We start from the raw sequence: 14,449 nt of genomic DNA on the forward strand, positions 1-14,449 counted from the left end.
ATTTATGATAGAGCGCCTTTTCTTTTTTTTCTAGAATTTTGTTTCAAATCCCCGAGAACTATTTTACACATAGATAGTTTTTGGCTAGGGTGTTTAAAGTATTTAGTTTTTACTATAGGAAAAATTTATATAGATATCCTTCTTAATTCATCTTCACTGTTCGGATACATCCATATCTTTCAACATCTGTATCATCATTTCCCTCGGATTAAATAACAGTTCTTCCGTATCAGTTGATGTATCATTTCCCTTCAAAATATTAATTTCATTATTAATATGCTCCATTTTGCGATCAAGCTCAGCTACAGTATCTGCAGCTTCTTTTAATTGCCTAGTTAAATGCTCAGGCACTTGCTTATTGTACTTATAGTAAATCTTATGTTCTAAACTCGCCCAGAAATCCATTGCAATCGTACGTATTTGCATTTCTACATACACATGTATTTTACGGTCTGACATGAAAACGGGAATCTTCATGATAATATGGAGGCTTTGATAACCATTCGATTTTGGATGTTGAATATAGTCCTTCACTTCTATTACTTCAATATCAGATTGTGCTTGTATCATCTTGCTAATCCGATAAATATCAGATGCAAACGAACAAATAATTCGGATTCCTGCGATATCCTTAATATTTTCTTGAATGGCCTCTAATGATAAAGGTAAGCTTTTCCTTTGTACTTTTTTGATAAGACTCTCGGCTGATTTCACACGTGTATTTACGTGCTCAATAGGATTGTAATCATGTACTAAACGAAATTCCTCTTTCAATATATTCACTTTCGTACTAATTTCATCTAATGCAAATTTATAAGCCATGCCAAATCTTGTAATCTTAATGCGTAATTCATCTAATGTTTCTTTATTAATTGGTTCATGTGATGCCATTGTATTTATAGTTCCTTTCTATAAGGGAAAAGTTTTGACTCTGATAAGGTAAATCGTAATTTTGATTACTATCATCATTATAACTTGTAGGGCATAAGAAAAAAATCGTGGGCGTGGATTTCAGTAGGTATTGTAATCAAATATTCTTATTTCATAAAGGCTATTTTTCGACAGAACTTACAAGAAATATGTCGATATTCCCCGGGAAATGAAAAATATTTCCGAAACGCTACATAGTAAATGGTTGAATTGCAAAATATAAAATTGGGAGGAGGATGAAGTAATGAGAAAGGTTATTTCAGCAATTACAGTTATATGTATTTTAATGATTGGATCTATTTCGTTTTTTTCATTATGGGAGCCAATTCAAGCACAGGAAGAGGCGATTCCTTCCTATGCAAAATGGGGCAGAATGGCAATGAAAGAAACGACTAAGAAATATCCAAATGCACAAATTATTGATTATTTACATGTTGGGAAGAAGACGAACGGTGACAACGCAGTAGAACAATTTAAACTATGGTTAAAGGAAAATAACAGGGAATTTGGTGTGTTGATTGATATTGAATTTCATCCCGATACAGATGAAGTCATATCTGTAAATTTTAAAGAGGTTAATCAATAAAGCGGTCGGTTTATTCTTATTGCTTGCCAGGGGACTTATAAAAATCCACAATGTCGGGATTTAGCATTGGTGTACTAGATATCAGTACTTACGCGGCATATATCAGCGCTCACGCTCGAGATATCAGCACACGTACACTATATCAGCACTCACAGCCAGGATATCGGTACTCACGCATCAAATATCAGCGCTCACGCTCGAGATATCAGCACACGTACACTATATCAGCACTCACAGCCAGGATATCAGTACTCACGCATCAAATATCAGCGCTCACACTCGAGATATCAGCACATGTCCGCTATATCAGCATTCACACCCGGGATATCAGCACACGTCCGCTATATCAGCATTCACAGCCAGGATATCAGTACTCACGCATCAAATATCAGCGCTCACACTCGAGATATCAGCACACGTCCGCTATATCAGCATTCACGCTCGAGATATCAGTACTCACGCAGCATATATCAGCACTCACACTCGAGATATCAGCACACGTACACTATATCAGCACTCACACCCAGGATATCAGTACTCACGCATCAAATATCAGCGCTCACACTCGAGATATCAGCACACGTAACGCTATATCAGCATTCACCCTCCGACTATCATCACATAATATTGTAGGTGTTCAAAATGTTTATTAAAAAGTACATAAAAGTTTTTCTCTTCGCTATATTTTTTGCTCCACTTTTTAATATTGAATTGATTCATGCTTCTGAAAGTATCACCTCAGAAATAAATCCATCATGGTCATTGGAAGAAAAGCTAAATAAAATATTTGAGGATGAGCGACTACAAGGTTCTATAACTGGTATAAGCGTGAGGAAAGCAGATACTGGGGAGGAAATATACTCTCACCATGGAAATATACGTTTGCATCCTGCTTCTAATATGAAAATATTAACAGCGTCCACTGCCTTAGAAGTTCTAGGACCAGACCATAAATTCAAGACAAAGGTTTACACGGACGGTGAGCTAGTTGGTGGGGTTCTAAAAGGAAATCTATATATACAAGGCGGAGGCGACCCAACGTTACTAAAGGAAGATATAGATGAACTTGTTAACCATTTAAAGAAATTAGAGGTTCGGAAAGTTGAAGGGGATTTGGTTGCAGATGACACTTGGTATGATAATATTCGACTATCCCAGGATCTGAATTGGTCGGACGAACCATTTCATACGGGGGCGCAGATTTCGGCCTTAACGCTTTCGCCGGATAAGGACTATGATGCGGGAACAGTAATGTTAGAAATAATTCCTGGGAAACGACAAGGGGATGTTGCCCAAGTAAATGTCATTCCTAATACAGATTATGTGAAAGTTTTGAATCAGACAAGAACAGTTCATAAAGATGAGAAAAAACAACTAACAATAGATAGAGTACACGGAGAGAATACAATCATAGTAGAAGGTGATATACCTATTGGGACATCTAAAGAAAAAACTTGGGTGGCTGTATGGGACCCTACTAGTTATGTATTAAATATTTTTGCATCGTCACTTAAAAGTAATGGGATCTCTTTTTCATCGGAATTGGAACAACGATTGGATGCGGTTCCTAAGGACGCAACGTTATTAGTAGAAAATCAGTCCATGCCCTTAAAGGAATTGTTACTTCCCTTTATGAAATTAAGTAATAATACGATTGGTGAAGTGTTAGTTAAGGAGATGGGTAAGGCCGTTCATGGGGAAGGGAGTTGGGAGAAGGGGCTTGCAGTCATGGAAGAGTCTATAATAAATCTTGGTATGGATCCGAATCTTTTTCTACTTCGTGACGGCTCAGGAATGTCCCATAAAAACTTTGTTTCTTCCAGCGAATTAACGAAGCTTCTTTATGAGATTCAACAAAAAGATTGGTTCACAGTGTTTGAAAATTCACTTCCCGTAGCAGGTGAGTCGGAAAAATTAGTAGGTGGAACACTTCGAAGCAGAATGGACAATCTAAAGGGGAATGTAAGAGCTAAAACAGGATCCATTACCGGTGTACAAACCTTATCTGGTTATGTTACGAATATAAATGGTGAAAAACTAATCTTCTCTATATTAAATAATAATTATATAGAAGATTCCATGTCAGCCATTCAAGATACAATGGTCACTATTCTTGCAACACATAATTTAAATTAAAAGGGAATCTAACAGGATTCCCTTTTTCGCTTTCTAGGAAATTATAAAATTTGTATGGCTGTGGATAACTTAGATACCGAATTAGCCACGTCTGGCTCCAGCGCCCAGTGACTAGTAGACTTCCTTCACCTCCGTACGATAAGTCAACATCGGCTCGCTTACGCTCACCGTGTTTCCTTTATCTCCTACGGCTCAGTCCAGTCTATACGTCACTAAACGGGCGCTTGCGCCTTTGTTCCTTTTTTTACGGACTAAAATTATTCCCCCTTACCAATTTATGTAATTCCCAGAGTAATAAAATTATTAATTTTAGCTTATATAGTTTAAAATAAAACTATGTTTAAATGAAAAAGGAAGGTACGTATGACGGAAGAGAATATAACTCGTTTACATATGAATGATAAGGAAATTATTCTTATTGGAACGGCACATGTTTCCAAGCAAAGTGCGGAACAAGTAAAAGAAGTCATCGAAGCAGAAAAGCCAGATTCAGTTTGTATTGAATTAGATGAAGCGCGGTACCAATCAATTAAAGAAGGTAACTCTTGGAAGGATATGGACATTTTTAAAGTGATAAAAGAGAAACGTGCAACGCTTTTATTGATGAACCTTGCCATATCTTCCTTCCAAAAAAGAATGGCTAAGCAATTTGGAATCAATGCTGGTCAAGAAATGATACAAGGGATGGAATCGGCTGAGGAAATTGGTGCGGAATTGGTTCTCGCAGATCGTAATATTCAAATTACGTTTGCAAGAATATGGGGAAACCTAGGATTGAAAGGCAAATCTATTCTTTTAACGCAAATAATGGCTAGTATTTTTAGTAAAGAAGAAATTTCCGAAGCAGAATTAGAAAAAATGAAGCAACAAGATACAATTAATGCGATGCTTCAGGAATTTACAGAACACTTCCCAAGACTCAAAAAACCATTAATTGATGAACGAGATCAATTTTTATCCCAAAAGATAAAAACAGCTCCTGGCGACAAGGTAGTAGCTGTATTAGGTGCAGCGCATGTTCCCGGCATAACGAAGGAAATAGAAAAAAATCATGATTTAGAAAAGTTGTCCATACGACCGCCAAAGTCGAATGTACCAAAAATTATTGGATGGTCCATACCAATTCTAATTATTGCCATGATAGCTTACACATTTATCTCAAATCCAGCAGCAGGTTGGCAACAGACCATTAGTTGGGTTTTATGGAATGGTTCCTTTTCCGCATTAGGAACTCTTTTTGCATTAGGACATCCTTTGGCCATTGTCACATCCTTTATCGCTGCTCCTATTACTTCATTAAATCCACTACTGGCAGCTGGTTGGTTCGCTGGAATTGTCCAAGCTTATTTTAGTAGACCAACTGTACGGGATTTTGAAAATCTAGCTGAGGATGTATTTACGGTTAAGGGATTTTGGCAAAACAAAGTATCACGAGTATTATTAGTTGTTGTTTTGGCAAACATTGGTAGCTCTATTGGTACGTTTGTTGGGGGATTTGATGTTGTACGACTATTCTTAGATAATTTGTTTTAAATTGGAATAGGTAAGGAATACTATTCATAGCGCCCAATAAATCATATAAAAATAAATATAAGTTTTTATGGAGCTTAAGGAGGAAATAGGCCCGTGATCATTGCGATCATTTTTTTATTATTTGTTTCATTTTTCTTTTCAGGAAGTGAAACGGCATTAACAGCAACAAATAAAATGAAATTACAGACAAAAGCGAATAACGGTGATAGAAAGTCAGAAAAGCTTTTAGACTTGGTTTCCAAACCTAGTGAATTTATAACTTCGATTCTTATAGGGAATAATATTGCGAATATACTTTTACCAACTTTAGTTACAACGATAGCGATTGAATACGGATTTAATATTGGATTGGCATCCGCTATTCTGACTATTACCATTATCGTTTTTTCAGAAGTACTCCCGAAATCGATAGCGGCTGCATTTCCTGATAAAATTGCAGCAATTGTGTATCCGGTTATTCGCTTCTTTGTCACTATTTTTAAACCAATCACGTTTATTTTAAATAGTTTAACGGGATTCATCACTAGAGCCCTATCAAAAGGGAACCCGGAAGATGTTTCTATTTCAAAAGAAGAATTTCGAACGATGGTTGATATAGCTGATTCGGAAGGGACATTCGGTAAAGCGGAATCGTATCGTATACGTGGCGTCCTTGATTTTCAAAATTTGAATGTAAAAGATGTGTTAAAAACACCTCGAGTAGACCTAGTGGCACTACCAATCAACGCTACATATGAAGAGGTAAGAAAGGTAGTTGTCGAAAACCCATTTACAAGATATCCCATTTATAAAGAAGATATCGATAATATTATCGGGGTATTTCATTCTAAATATTTAATCCAATGGTCATTAGAACCCGAAAAACCACTTAAGCAATTTAGCGATATTGATCCATTACTCGTCTATGAATTTCATTCGGTGGAATGGGTGTTTCTCAAAATGACAAAGGAAAAGAAACATATGGCGGTTGTATTAGATGAATATGGTGGTACAGAGGGAATATTGACACATGAAGATGTGATTGAATCCATGATTGGATTAGAAATTTCGGATGAAATGGATTTAGATACCGATGCTTTAGTTGAAAAGCTAACAGAAACCGAAATTGTTTGTGACGGTAAAATCACGCTTCATCGGTTAAATTCCATCTTTCATACAGATATTCCCGAAGAAGAAGATGTGTTAGCCGGTTACTTACTAAAGGAATTAAATGAATTCCCTGAGGAAGATGAAGTCATTGAGCGGGAGAATTTAACCTTTAAGATTATGGAAATCGATAACCGCACGATTAAAAAAGTACAAATTATAAAATAAGTAGAGAACCCCATTTTATATAAAAGTGGGGTTTTTTTAGGCGAAGGGACGAAGGAAATGAAAATTACTGTTGTATCGGTGGGAAAACTAAAAGAAAAATATTTAAAACAGGGAATCCAAGAATATTTAAAAAGGTTATCAGCCTATGCAAAGGTCGATATTATCGAAGTAGCAGATGAGAAGGCACCAGAAAACTTGAGTGAAGCGGAAATGGAAGAAGTAAAACGGAAAGAGGGAGAGCGTATCCTGTCCCATGTCGGGGAAGATACATATGTATTTACGCTTGAAATTAAAGGAAAGATGCTAACTTCTGAAGAGTTCGCAAAAAAATTAGACGACCTAGCGACATACGGTAAAAGCAAAATTGCATTTATCATTGGTGGGTCGCTTGGCATTAGTAAAGAAGTGCAATCCAGAAGCGACATGGCGATATCCTTCTCAAAAATGACGTTTCCGCATCAGGTAATGAGGTTGATTTTATTGGAGCAGGTGTATCGGGGGTATCGGATAAATAGGGGGGAACCGTACCACAAATAGAGGCAAAAATTGTTGTAGGTAAGGTGGTAATTCTTTGTCGGAAGCGGGTATTGAAAATGTGTTTTCATTATCCGTTTCACGATATAACAAATGGATAAGTATAAAGGTTTTGGATATATTCATTTCAGTAAAATCAAATTCAAGTTCTATGTTTTTAATTGTTCTGGATCTATCTTTTTGTTTGATTGTAATATTATCAATTAATAACTGTAGTAATTGCTTTTGGTTTTCTCTAGATGACTTCTTATAAACCGATAGGAACTTTTCTAGTAATTTTTCAATCAAATCTGGTTGAATTACCTTTGAATCTATAGAACTTAATTGGATTGCAATCTCATTTTTCTCTGATTCTAATTCTCTTTTTTCATTGGAAACCTTTTGTAAACTTTCTTGCAGTATATCCACAGGAAGAGTGTTTTTCTCAAAGGCTTCCATATACCTTGCCTGTAATTGTTCAATTTCCTTTAACCGCTTTTCAATCTCTACTAGTTCTTTATTAAGTTGGCTTATCGAATGAGCGGAATTAGAACTAATGTCTGTGAGAATCTTATATAACCTCTTCTTATTAGAACTAAGTTGTTCAATTTTCTTGATAACCGTTTCTTCTGCTTTATATGCCTTAATGGAATTAGCTTTACAAGCAGCAGATCCTTTGTTATGAAAATCGCTACAGACGTAATAACGATGTTTTCGTTTCGTCCCATCTTTTCGTGTATGTGTTGTAATTGACGGAACCATTCCTTGACCACAATCAGGACAGCGTAAAAGGCCACTAAGTAAAAATGGTTCGTTTGATTGACGCTGCTTAAATGATTTACTTTTTCTCCTTGCTCGTACAACGCTCCATAGTTCGTCCGAAATAATAGGTTCATGTTTTCCTTCTACAAGAATAGGATTTGGATTTTTCCCTTTTCTTCGTTTGGAATCCCAATTTTCAAATTTTAGCCAACTGATTTTACCGTTATATATTACATTGTCTAGGATTTGTGCTACTCCATTGATGGAGAAATAACGATTACGCTTGGTTTTATATCCAGCTTTATTTAAGTGGTTAGAAATCGCTCTTAGCCCTTTGCCATTTGCATACATATGATAGATTAACTGTACTACTTCAGCTTCCTTTTCATTGATAACTAGCTCCTTCTTAACAGTGTCATATCCAAATACAACCCCGCCGTTCCATCTCCCTTCCAAAGCTCTCTGTTTCATCCCAAGCTTAACGTTTTCCGCTAATGTATTTCGCTCCATTTCAGCGATTGAGGCCATAATTTGAAGTACTAAACGACCTATAGGACTACTGGTATCAAAGTTTTCTGAGTAGGATATAAATTTCACGTTGTATTTTTCAAACTTATCTAGAATCATGAGTGTTTCTAGCATATTTCTTGAAAGTCGGGAAATTTTCCAAACTATTACAGCATCAAATCTCTCATTCTCTACATCTTTAATTAGTCTTTTCATTTCAGGCCGTCCTTTTACGGATTTACCACTAATTCCTTCATCGACATATTCATCAATCACCTCCCAGTTATAAATTTGAGCATATTGCCGAAGTGTTTGAAGTTGCGCGGCTATACTAAAACCTTCTTTTGCCTGTTCTTCTGTGCTTACACGAGCATAAATTGCAACTCTTGATATATCCATATCTAATCCTCCTTCATACTGATATTACAATGAAATACTAGATAAGAGAAATGGGACCTTATGTGATTGTTTGACTTAAATGGGAAATTGAAGAAGTACTTTTTAGAATTGGAAATACCCATTTCTTTTTTATTTCATTCAAGTATATGCTTGAATGTTGCTCTGGAAAAAGTTATTATATAATCAAGCAAATACTTGAATGAGGTGATGAATTGAATAAGAAAGATACTTGTGAAATTTTTTGTTATGACGAGGAAAAGGTTAATCGAATACAGGGTGATCTACAAACAGTAGATATTTCAGGTGTTTCTCAAATGTTAAAAGCAATTGCCGACGAAAATAGAGCAAAAATCACCTATGCTTTGTGTCAGGAAGATGAACTATGTGTTTGTGATATAGCTAATATCTTAGGCGTTACAGTTGCTAATGCTTCTCATCATTTACGAACACTTTATAAGCAAAGGATTGTCAACTATAGAAAAGAAGGAAAGCTTTCCTTTTACTCATTAAACGACGAACATATCAAACAAATTATGATGATTGCATTAACACATAAGAAAGAGGTGGAGGTAAATGTTTGAACAAGCTGAACGGTCTGAAGTTGACATGACTTCCTACCGAGTACAAGGCTTTTCGTGTGCCAATTGTGCGGGTAAATTCGAAAAGAATGTAAAAAAATTATCAGGGGTTCATGATGCAAAAGTAAATTTTGGTGCATCTAAAATTGAGGTATATGGGAATACAACTATCGAGGAATTAGAAAAAGCTGGTGCTTTTGAAAACCTTAAAGTCGCTCCAGATAAACCATTAAGGGAAGAGAAACAAGAGGTTAAAGAAGGGAAAGAGCCATTTTATAAAAAACACAGCACATTACTATACGCTTCTTTATTAATCGTTTTTGGTTATATCTCTCAGTTTGTTAATGGGGAAGAAAATATTATTACCTCCCTATTGTTTGCAGCAGCCATCGTTATTGGGGGATATTCACTCTTTAAAGTCGGGTTTCAAAACTTACTACATTTTGAATTTGACATGAAAACTCTTATGACAGTGGCTATTATTGGAGCAGCTATTATTGGAGAATGGGCAGAAGGTGCAATTGTTGTTATTCTCTTTGCAATTAGTGAAGCTTTAGAACGTTTCTCTATGGACCGAGCAAGACAATCAATTCGATCTTTAATGGATATTGCTCCGAAAGAGGCGCTTGTTAGAAGAAATGGGCAAGAAATGATGATTCATGTTGATGATATTGCTGTTGGCGATATTATGATTGTGAAACCCGGTCAAAAGCTTGCTATGGATGGTGTAGTAGTAAATGGCTACTCGGCTGTTAATCAAGCAACTATTACAGGCGAGTCAGTCCCAGTTGAGAAAACAGTGGATGATGAAGTTTTTGCAGGTACATTAAACGAAGAGGGAATACTTGAGGTTAAAGTAACAAAGCTTGTTGAAGATACAACAATTTCCAAAATCATTCACCTTGTTGAAGAAGCTCAAGGGGAACGCGCGCCTTCTCAAGCGTTTGTAGATAAATTTGCAAAATATTATACGCCTATTATTATGATTATCGCAGGGCTGGTAGCTGTAGTACCACCATTATTATTTGGTGGCAGCTGGGGAACTTGGGTTTATCAAGGGCTAGCAGTATTGGTCGTTGGTTGTCCCTGTGCATTAGTTATTTCAACTCCTATTTCTATTGTTTCAGCAATTGGAAATGCAGCTAAAAAAGGTGTGCTTATCAAAGGCGGAATTTATCTAGAAGAAATGGGTGCTTTAAAAGCAATAGCTTTTGATAAAACGGGTACACTTACAAAAGGAGTTCCAGTTGTAACAGATTTTAAAATGTTGAACAATCAGGTAAATGCAGAAGATATGTTGTCTATCATTACTGCATTAGAATATCGTTCCGGGCATCCTCTAGCTTCAGCTATTATGAAAAAAGCAGATGAGGAGAACATTTCCTACACTCATGTAATCGTGGATGATTTCTCTTCTATCACAGGAAAAGGAATTAAGGGGACTATCAACGGTACGACTTACTACATTGGAAATCCAAAATTATTTGAGAATCTATCAGTTGATTTTAATAACGAACAAGATCAACTAGTTACAGCCCTTCAAAATCAAGGTAAAACTGCAATGGTGGTTGGAACTGAAAAAGAAATACTTGCTGTCATTGCAGTAGCTGATGAAGTACGTGAATCAAGTAAAGAAGTTATTCAAAAGTTACATCAACTTGGAATTAAAAAAACCATTATGCTTACGGGAGACAACAAAGGAACGGCAGATGCTATTGGAGGTCATGTTGGGGTAACGGATATTCAGGCAGAACTATTGCCACAAGACAAATTAGAATTTATCAAAAAATTGAGATCTAAATACGGAAACGTAGCAATGGTTGGAGATGGTGTCAATGATGCTCCTGCATTAGCTGCTTCTACCGTTGGAATTGCGATGGGTGGGGCTGGTACAGACACAGCACTAGAAACGGCAGACGTTGCTTTAATGGGAGACGATTTAAGAAAACTTCCATTCTCCATTAAATTAAGTCGAAAAGCTCTTACCATAATTAAGCAAAACATTACCTTTGCACTCGCTATCAAATTCATTGCTTTGTTATTGGTTATCCCCGGTTGGTTAACACTTTGGATTGCCATCCTTTCTGATATGGGAGCAACTCTTTTAGTTGCGTTAAATGGTTTACGACTTATGCGAGTAAAAGAGAAATAAATATTAACATATAATCTAAGGGCTTTTCTTCTCATTGAAAAGCCCTACCCCAAAACTTGGAGATGAAAAAATGATTACAACGGCACTTACATCAGCTGCAGTTTATGTAGCAACAGGAATTGATTATCTTATTATATTGACCCTCTTGTTTTCGCAAATAAAAAAAGGTCAAGCAAAACATATATGGATAGGACAATACATAGGTACAGCAATTATTATAGCAGCAAGTCTTTTAGTCGCTCTAGGTATTACATGGTTAATTCCTCAGCAATGGGTTTTAGGTCTTCTTGGGCTTATACCGCTTTATCTGGGGATTAAGATTTGGATTAAGGGTGAGGAGGATGAAGATGGAGGCAATATTTTAACTTTATTTTCATCTAATCGTTTTAATCAATTATATTTAACGGTTATATTTATTGTGCTGTCCTCCAGTGCAGATGACTTCTCTATTTATATACCATATTTCACAGCATTAAATGCGGTTGAAATCCTTATTGCTAGTATTGTCTTTTTCATTATGGTTGGGGTTCTATGTTATGTCAGCTATCGCTTAGCTTCTTTGGATTTTGTATCAGAAAAAATTGAGAAATATGAACGTTGGATTGTCCCTATTGTATTTATAGGGCTAGGGATTTATATCATGTTTGAGAATGGTACATTCAACGCTTTATTTTCATTCCTAATTTAACAAATGGGGCAAATTTTAATCCTAGAAATCAATCATCTTAAAAATACCGAGAATGCTGCTGGCATTTTTAGTTAGCATGATAATGTTGTTCTGAATGAATTATTTCTGGATAAACAAAAATGTATTTACTTTGCATAGCGAACCGTCACCCTTATTTTGATTTAGCAGATCAAAGGGTGGCGGCTTCTTTATTATTATCTAAATGGTCAATTAGTTGTCGTCCAACTAAGGGGACATTTACCACTTAAAAGGGATTGTAAGTTACTATTAATTTTTATGATTATTTTTCAATGCTAATTTGGTGGCATAATACACAACAATACCGATGGATGCAAGGTTAAGTATCCATCCCAGTAACCCATGAACCTTCATACTCATCATCCCAACCATACGGGAACACCTCTTTAAACTATAAATCATGCATCGTATCACGGAATTCAGTATTGTTTTGCATCATACCATTTTCGCCATGACAGTTGTTGAACATTTCTTCCTGCTGTTCTGGTGATAAATTAGGATGCATTTCTTCAATATGTGGTTTCATCTCCTCAAAGTTTAAGATTCCACTTCCATTTGATTCGGCCGCAACAAATGAAGCACTTCCTAATAGTACGGCTCCGGTTAAAATACCTATTAATAATTTTTTCATTTATTACATCTCCTTTCTTAAATAAATCATACCTAAAAATTATCGAGATTTTATGGAGAACATTTAGAAGGGGTGATTTTAAATTTAACAGGATAATAGGAAGCTAATCTAACTTAAAGTATAATATTTCATCTGAAATATTTACCCGATCTAAAAATGACCTAAAACTGATCATGGTGTTTGTTCTGCTAATTAGGAACTAGGCTTGGCTAACTAAATCAAACCTTCTATATACTGTTTCATAAGGTTAATCCTTCTACCCTATAGGGGTATATCATATTGCAATCCAACAGTGAATACAATAAAAGTGGACATACATACTATGATTGGAGTTGTAATAATGTCAATTTCTTTACTTTTTATACTTTTGTTGTGTACCACCCAAGTTGTAACAACCATAATATATGTGACGAATCACCGAAAATGGCTAACAAAAATGAACGGGATGTTGATTTCTATGTCATTAGGGATGTCGGTGGGGATTTTAATAGGAACCATTCTAGGAGTGGCTTTTCATGGTGATTTGTTTCAATCAACAGTTTACTCTATATTAATTGGAGTGGTTGTTGGGTTTCTTGCAGGAATACCTATTGGTCTACCTGCTGTCATTGACGGAATACTATCTGGACTAATGGGGGAATGATGGGAGCAATGCTAGGAGACATGGTAGCTATGACAAGGCCAAATGCAATCATCAATATAATGGCTTTGATGATAACAATGATTTTATTACTTGTTTTATATACAGCAGAAGAATCAATTCGTAAACAAGCTAACCAAGAAACCTTTTCCTTTTTTAAACATCCATTCTTATTGATTTTTACCATTGCAATATTATTTCTGATATTAAGTTATATTGATCCACTTGATTTTAATATTCAATATTTAATTAGACATTAAATAGTAAATTAAGAAAACAGAACCGAGTGGCTTATCTTTGATAAGACTCGGTTCTGTTAGAAATATTATTATAAAAGTTTATATCCATTTTCCTATTTGCTTTAAATGATTATATTTTGTGTTAAAAGGATTTGTGAGGAACCAGACTAAATTAACTGCATTGTTGTTATGCAAGTATTGTCCCCTTCAAATGTAGAAATCTCAGATTCAGCTGTTTTTCCATCATATTGAATCTTCACGTTATATGTTTTGTCACGTGGTAACCAAAAATCAATAAATCCATTTTTTAATGAAGTCATGGTTTCATCAACAATAACATTGCCTTCTTCGTCTTCAATATAAACATCAAATTCCTTTTCTACTAATTCTCCTTGGCAACCAGTTAAGCTATGATTAGTACAAGGGTGTGTTGTCTCAACAAATGGTGCGATGGAAACAAAGAACTCGTCTTCGGGAAGATTGTAGGTAGTCTCTTTATTATCACTATCAGTTACAATAAGCTCGTCAGAAGTAATAGAAGCAGACACATCATCAGTATCCCCGATGCTGTATTCTTGGACCACTTTCTTGATATCTTGTGGTTCGTTTTCGTTTGATGTACTTTCACTTTCGCTACAAGCAGCAACTATTAAAATAAGTAATAATCCAATTACTGCCAATAATCCTTTTTTCATATTATTCGACTCCTCTTTCATCTAATTAGTTAAATGCTATTATCAATTACTATGTTAAACGATTTTCTACATTATAACAAAATCTATAAAACGTATTATAATACTCAAATGTGCATTATTTGTGCAAA

General features: G+C 35.5%; 15 protein-coding genes. 10 read left to right on the forward strand and 5 right to left on the reverse strand.

Features of this window, described 5'->3' with window-relative positions; translation table 11 throughout:
• Window positions 1-153: 153 nt before the first annotated feature.
• Window positions 154-891, reverse strand: coding sequence for a GTP pyrophosphokinase (locus tag KM885_RS11095; protein WP_216883980.1), 738 nt, complete (start codon window positions 889-891; stop codon window positions 154-156).
• A gap of 283 nt (window positions 892-1,174) precedes the next feature.
• On the opposite strand from KM885_RS11095, the gene KM885_RS11100 reads away from it, so the two are divergent.
• The 5 genes from KM885_RS11100 (at window position 1,175) to rlmH (ending at window position 7,036) form a co-directional block, all read left to right on the forward strand.
• Window positions 1,175-1,516, forward strand: coding sequence for a YqzG/YhdC family protein (locus KM885_RS11100; protein WP_244986994.1), 342 nt, complete (start codon window positions 1,175-1,177; stop codon window positions 1,514-1,516).
• Window positions 1,517-2,158: 642 nt separating this feature from the next.
• Window positions 2,159-3,652, forward strand: a complete 1,494-nt coding sequence (dacB, locus tag KM885_RS11105; protein ID WP_216883981.1) for a D-alanyl-D-alanine carboxypeptidase/D-alanyl-D-alanine endopeptidase — start codon at window positions 2,159-2,161, stop codon at window positions 3,650-3,652.
• Between the two features lie 363 nt (window positions 3,653-4,015).
• On the forward strand, window positions 4,016-5,185 hold the full coding sequence (locus tag KM885_RS11110; protein WP_060668631.1) for a TraB/GumN family protein: 1,170 nt from the start codon (window positions 4,016-4,018) through the stop codon (window positions 5,183-5,185).
• Window positions 5,186-5,278: 93 nt separating this feature from the next.
• Entirely contained in the window at window positions 5,279-6,499 is a 1,221-nt protein-coding gene (locus tag KM885_RS11115) for a hemolysin family protein (RefSeq protein ID WP_047186164.1), read from the forward strand.
• Window positions 6,500-6,556: 57 nt separating this feature from the next.
• Window positions 6,557-7,036, forward strand: a complete 480-nt coding sequence (rlmH, locus tag KM885_RS11120) for a 23S rRNA (pseudouridine(1915)-N(3))-methyltransferase RlmH (protein WP_216883982.1) — start codon at window positions 6,557-6,559, stop codon at window positions 7,034-7,036.
• On the opposite strand, the gene KM885_RS11125 is transcribed toward rlmH, so the two are convergent.
• On the reverse strand, window positions 6,977-8,680 hold the full coding sequence (locus KM885_RS11125; protein WP_216883983.1) for a recombinase family protein: 1,704 nt from the start codon (window positions 8,678-8,680) through the stop codon (window positions 6,977-6,979). The genes rlmH and KM885_RS11125 overlap by 60 nt on opposite strands.
• 212 nt (window positions 8,681-8,892) lie before the next feature.
• Here KM885_RS11125 and KM885_RS11130 point away from each other — a divergent pair, with 212 nt between their 5' ends.
• From KM885_RS11130 to KM885_RS11140, 3 genes are all read left to right on the forward strand, one after another.
• Entirely contained in the window at window positions 8,893-9,261 is a 369-nt protein-coding gene (locus KM885_RS11130) for an ArsR/SmtB family transcription factor (RefSeq protein ID WP_040047916.1), read from the forward strand.
• Window positions 9,254-11,410: a heavy metal translocating P-type ATPase gene (locus KM885_RS11135; protein WP_216883984.1), complete on the forward strand. Its 2,157-nt coding sequence runs from the start codon at window positions 9,254-9,256 to the stop codon at window positions 11,408-11,410. The genes KM885_RS11130 and KM885_RS11135 overlap by 8 nt, the downstream gene beginning before the upstream one ends.
• 70 nt (window positions 11,411-11,480) lie before the next feature.
• A complete protein-coding gene (locus KM885_RS11140; RefSeq protein ID WP_216883985.1) occupies window positions 11,481-12,098 on the forward strand; it encodes a CadD family cadmium resistance transporter in 618 nt (205 codons plus the stop codon).
• A gap of 267 nt (window positions 12,099-12,365) precedes the next feature.
• Here KM885_RS11140 and KM885_RS18090 read toward each other — a convergent pair whose 3' ends face one another.
• Together KM885_RS18090 and KM885_RS11145 are read right to left on the reverse strand one after the other, a co-directional pair.
• Window positions 12,366-12,488, reverse strand: coding sequence for a hypothetical protein (locus KM885_RS18090; RefSeq protein WP_276516078.1), 123 nt, complete (start codon window positions 12,486-12,488; stop codon window positions 12,366-12,368).
• Window positions 12,489-12,507: 19 nt separating this feature from the next.
• A complete protein-coding gene (locus tag KM885_RS11145) occupies window positions 12,508-12,747 on the reverse strand; it encodes a hypothetical protein (RefSeq protein WP_040036846.1) in 240 nt (79 codons plus the stop codon).
• A 340-nt stretch (window positions 12,748-13,087) separates the two neighbouring features.
• Between KM885_RS11145 and KM885_RS11150 the strand changes: the two genes are divergently transcribed.
• A complete protein-coding gene (locus KM885_RS11150) occupies window positions 13,088-13,390 on the forward strand; it encodes a hypothetical protein (RefSeq protein WP_125444175.1) in 303 nt (100 codons plus the stop codon).
• Window positions 13,387-13,647: a hypothetical protein gene (locus tag KM885_RS11155; protein WP_125444174.1), complete on the forward strand. Its 261-nt coding sequence runs from the start codon at window positions 13,387-13,389 to the stop codon at window positions 13,645-13,647. The genes KM885_RS11150 and KM885_RS11155 overlap by 4 nt, the downstream gene beginning before the upstream one ends.
• A gap of 146 nt (window positions 13,648-13,793) precedes the next feature.
• On the opposite strand, the gene KM885_RS11160 is transcribed toward KM885_RS11155, so the two are convergent.
• A complete protein-coding gene (locus tag KM885_RS11160; RefSeq protein ID WP_216883986.1) occupies window positions 13,794-14,321 on the reverse strand; it encodes a CueP family metal-binding protein in 528 nt (175 codons plus the stop codon).
• Window positions 14,322-14,449: the final 128 nt, after the last annotated feature.

This window comes from Oceanobacillus caeni, assembly GCF_019037185.1.
Classification (GTDB): domain Bacteria; phylum Bacillota; class Bacilli; order Bacillales; family Amphibacillaceae; genus Oceanobacillus; species Oceanobacillus caeni.

What these genes read in the sequence shown, in the direction of transcription:
- KM885_RS11140 (WP_216883985.1), top strand. Translation starts at nt 11,481, where the DNA reads ATGATTACAACGGCACTTACATCAGCTGCAGTTTATGTAGCAACAGGA.
- KM885_RS11125 (WP_216883983.1), bottom strand. Translation starts at nt 8,680, where the DNA reads ATGGATATATCAAGAGTTGCAATTTATGCTCGTGTAAGCACAGAAGAA.
- KM885_RS11155 (WP_125444174.1), top strand. Translation starts at nt 13,387, where the DNA reads ATGATGGGAGCAATGCTAGGAGACATGGTAGCTATGACAAGGCCAAAT.
- KM885_RS11160 (WP_216883986.1), bottom strand. Translation starts at nt 14,321, where the DNA reads ATGAAAAAAGGATTATTGGCAGTAATTGGATTATTACTTATTTTAATA.
- KM885_RS11145 (WP_040036846.1), bottom strand. Translation starts at nt 12,747, where the DNA reads ATGAAAAAATTATTAATAGGTATTTTAACCGGAGCCGTACTATTAGGA.
- KM885_RS11110 (WP_060668631.1), top strand. Translation starts at nt 4,016, where the DNA reads ATGACGGAAGAGAATATAACTCGTTTACATATGAATGATAAGGAAATT.
- KM885_RS18090 (WP_276516078.1), bottom strand. Translation starts at nt 12,488, where the DNA reads ATGGTTGGGATGATGAGTATGAAGGTTCATGGGTTACTGGGATGGATA.
- KM885_RS11135 (WP_216883984.1), top strand. Translation starts at nt 9,254, where the DNA reads ATGTTTGAACAAGCTGAACGGTCTGAAGTTGACATGACTTCCTACCGA.
- KM885_RS11100 (WP_244986994.1), top strand. Translation starts at nt 1,175, where the DNA reads ATGAGAAAGGTTATTTCAGCAATTACAGTTATATGTATTTTAATGATT.
- rlmH (WP_216883982.1), top strand. Translation starts at nt 6,557, where the DNA reads ATGAAAATTACTGTTGTATCGGTGGGAAAACTAAAAGAAAAATATTTA.
- KM885_RS11095 (WP_216883980.1), bottom strand. Translation starts at nt 891, where the DNA reads ATGGCATCACATGAACCAATTAATAAAGAAACATTAGATGAATTACGC.
- dacB (WP_216883981.1), top strand. Translation starts at nt 2,159, where the DNA reads ATGTTTATTAAAAAGTACATAAAAGTTTTTCTCTTCGCTATATTTTTT.
- KM885_RS11150 (WP_125444175.1), top strand. Translation starts at nt 13,088, where the DNA reads ATGTCAATTTCTTTACTTTTTATACTTTTGTTGTGTACCACCCAAGTT.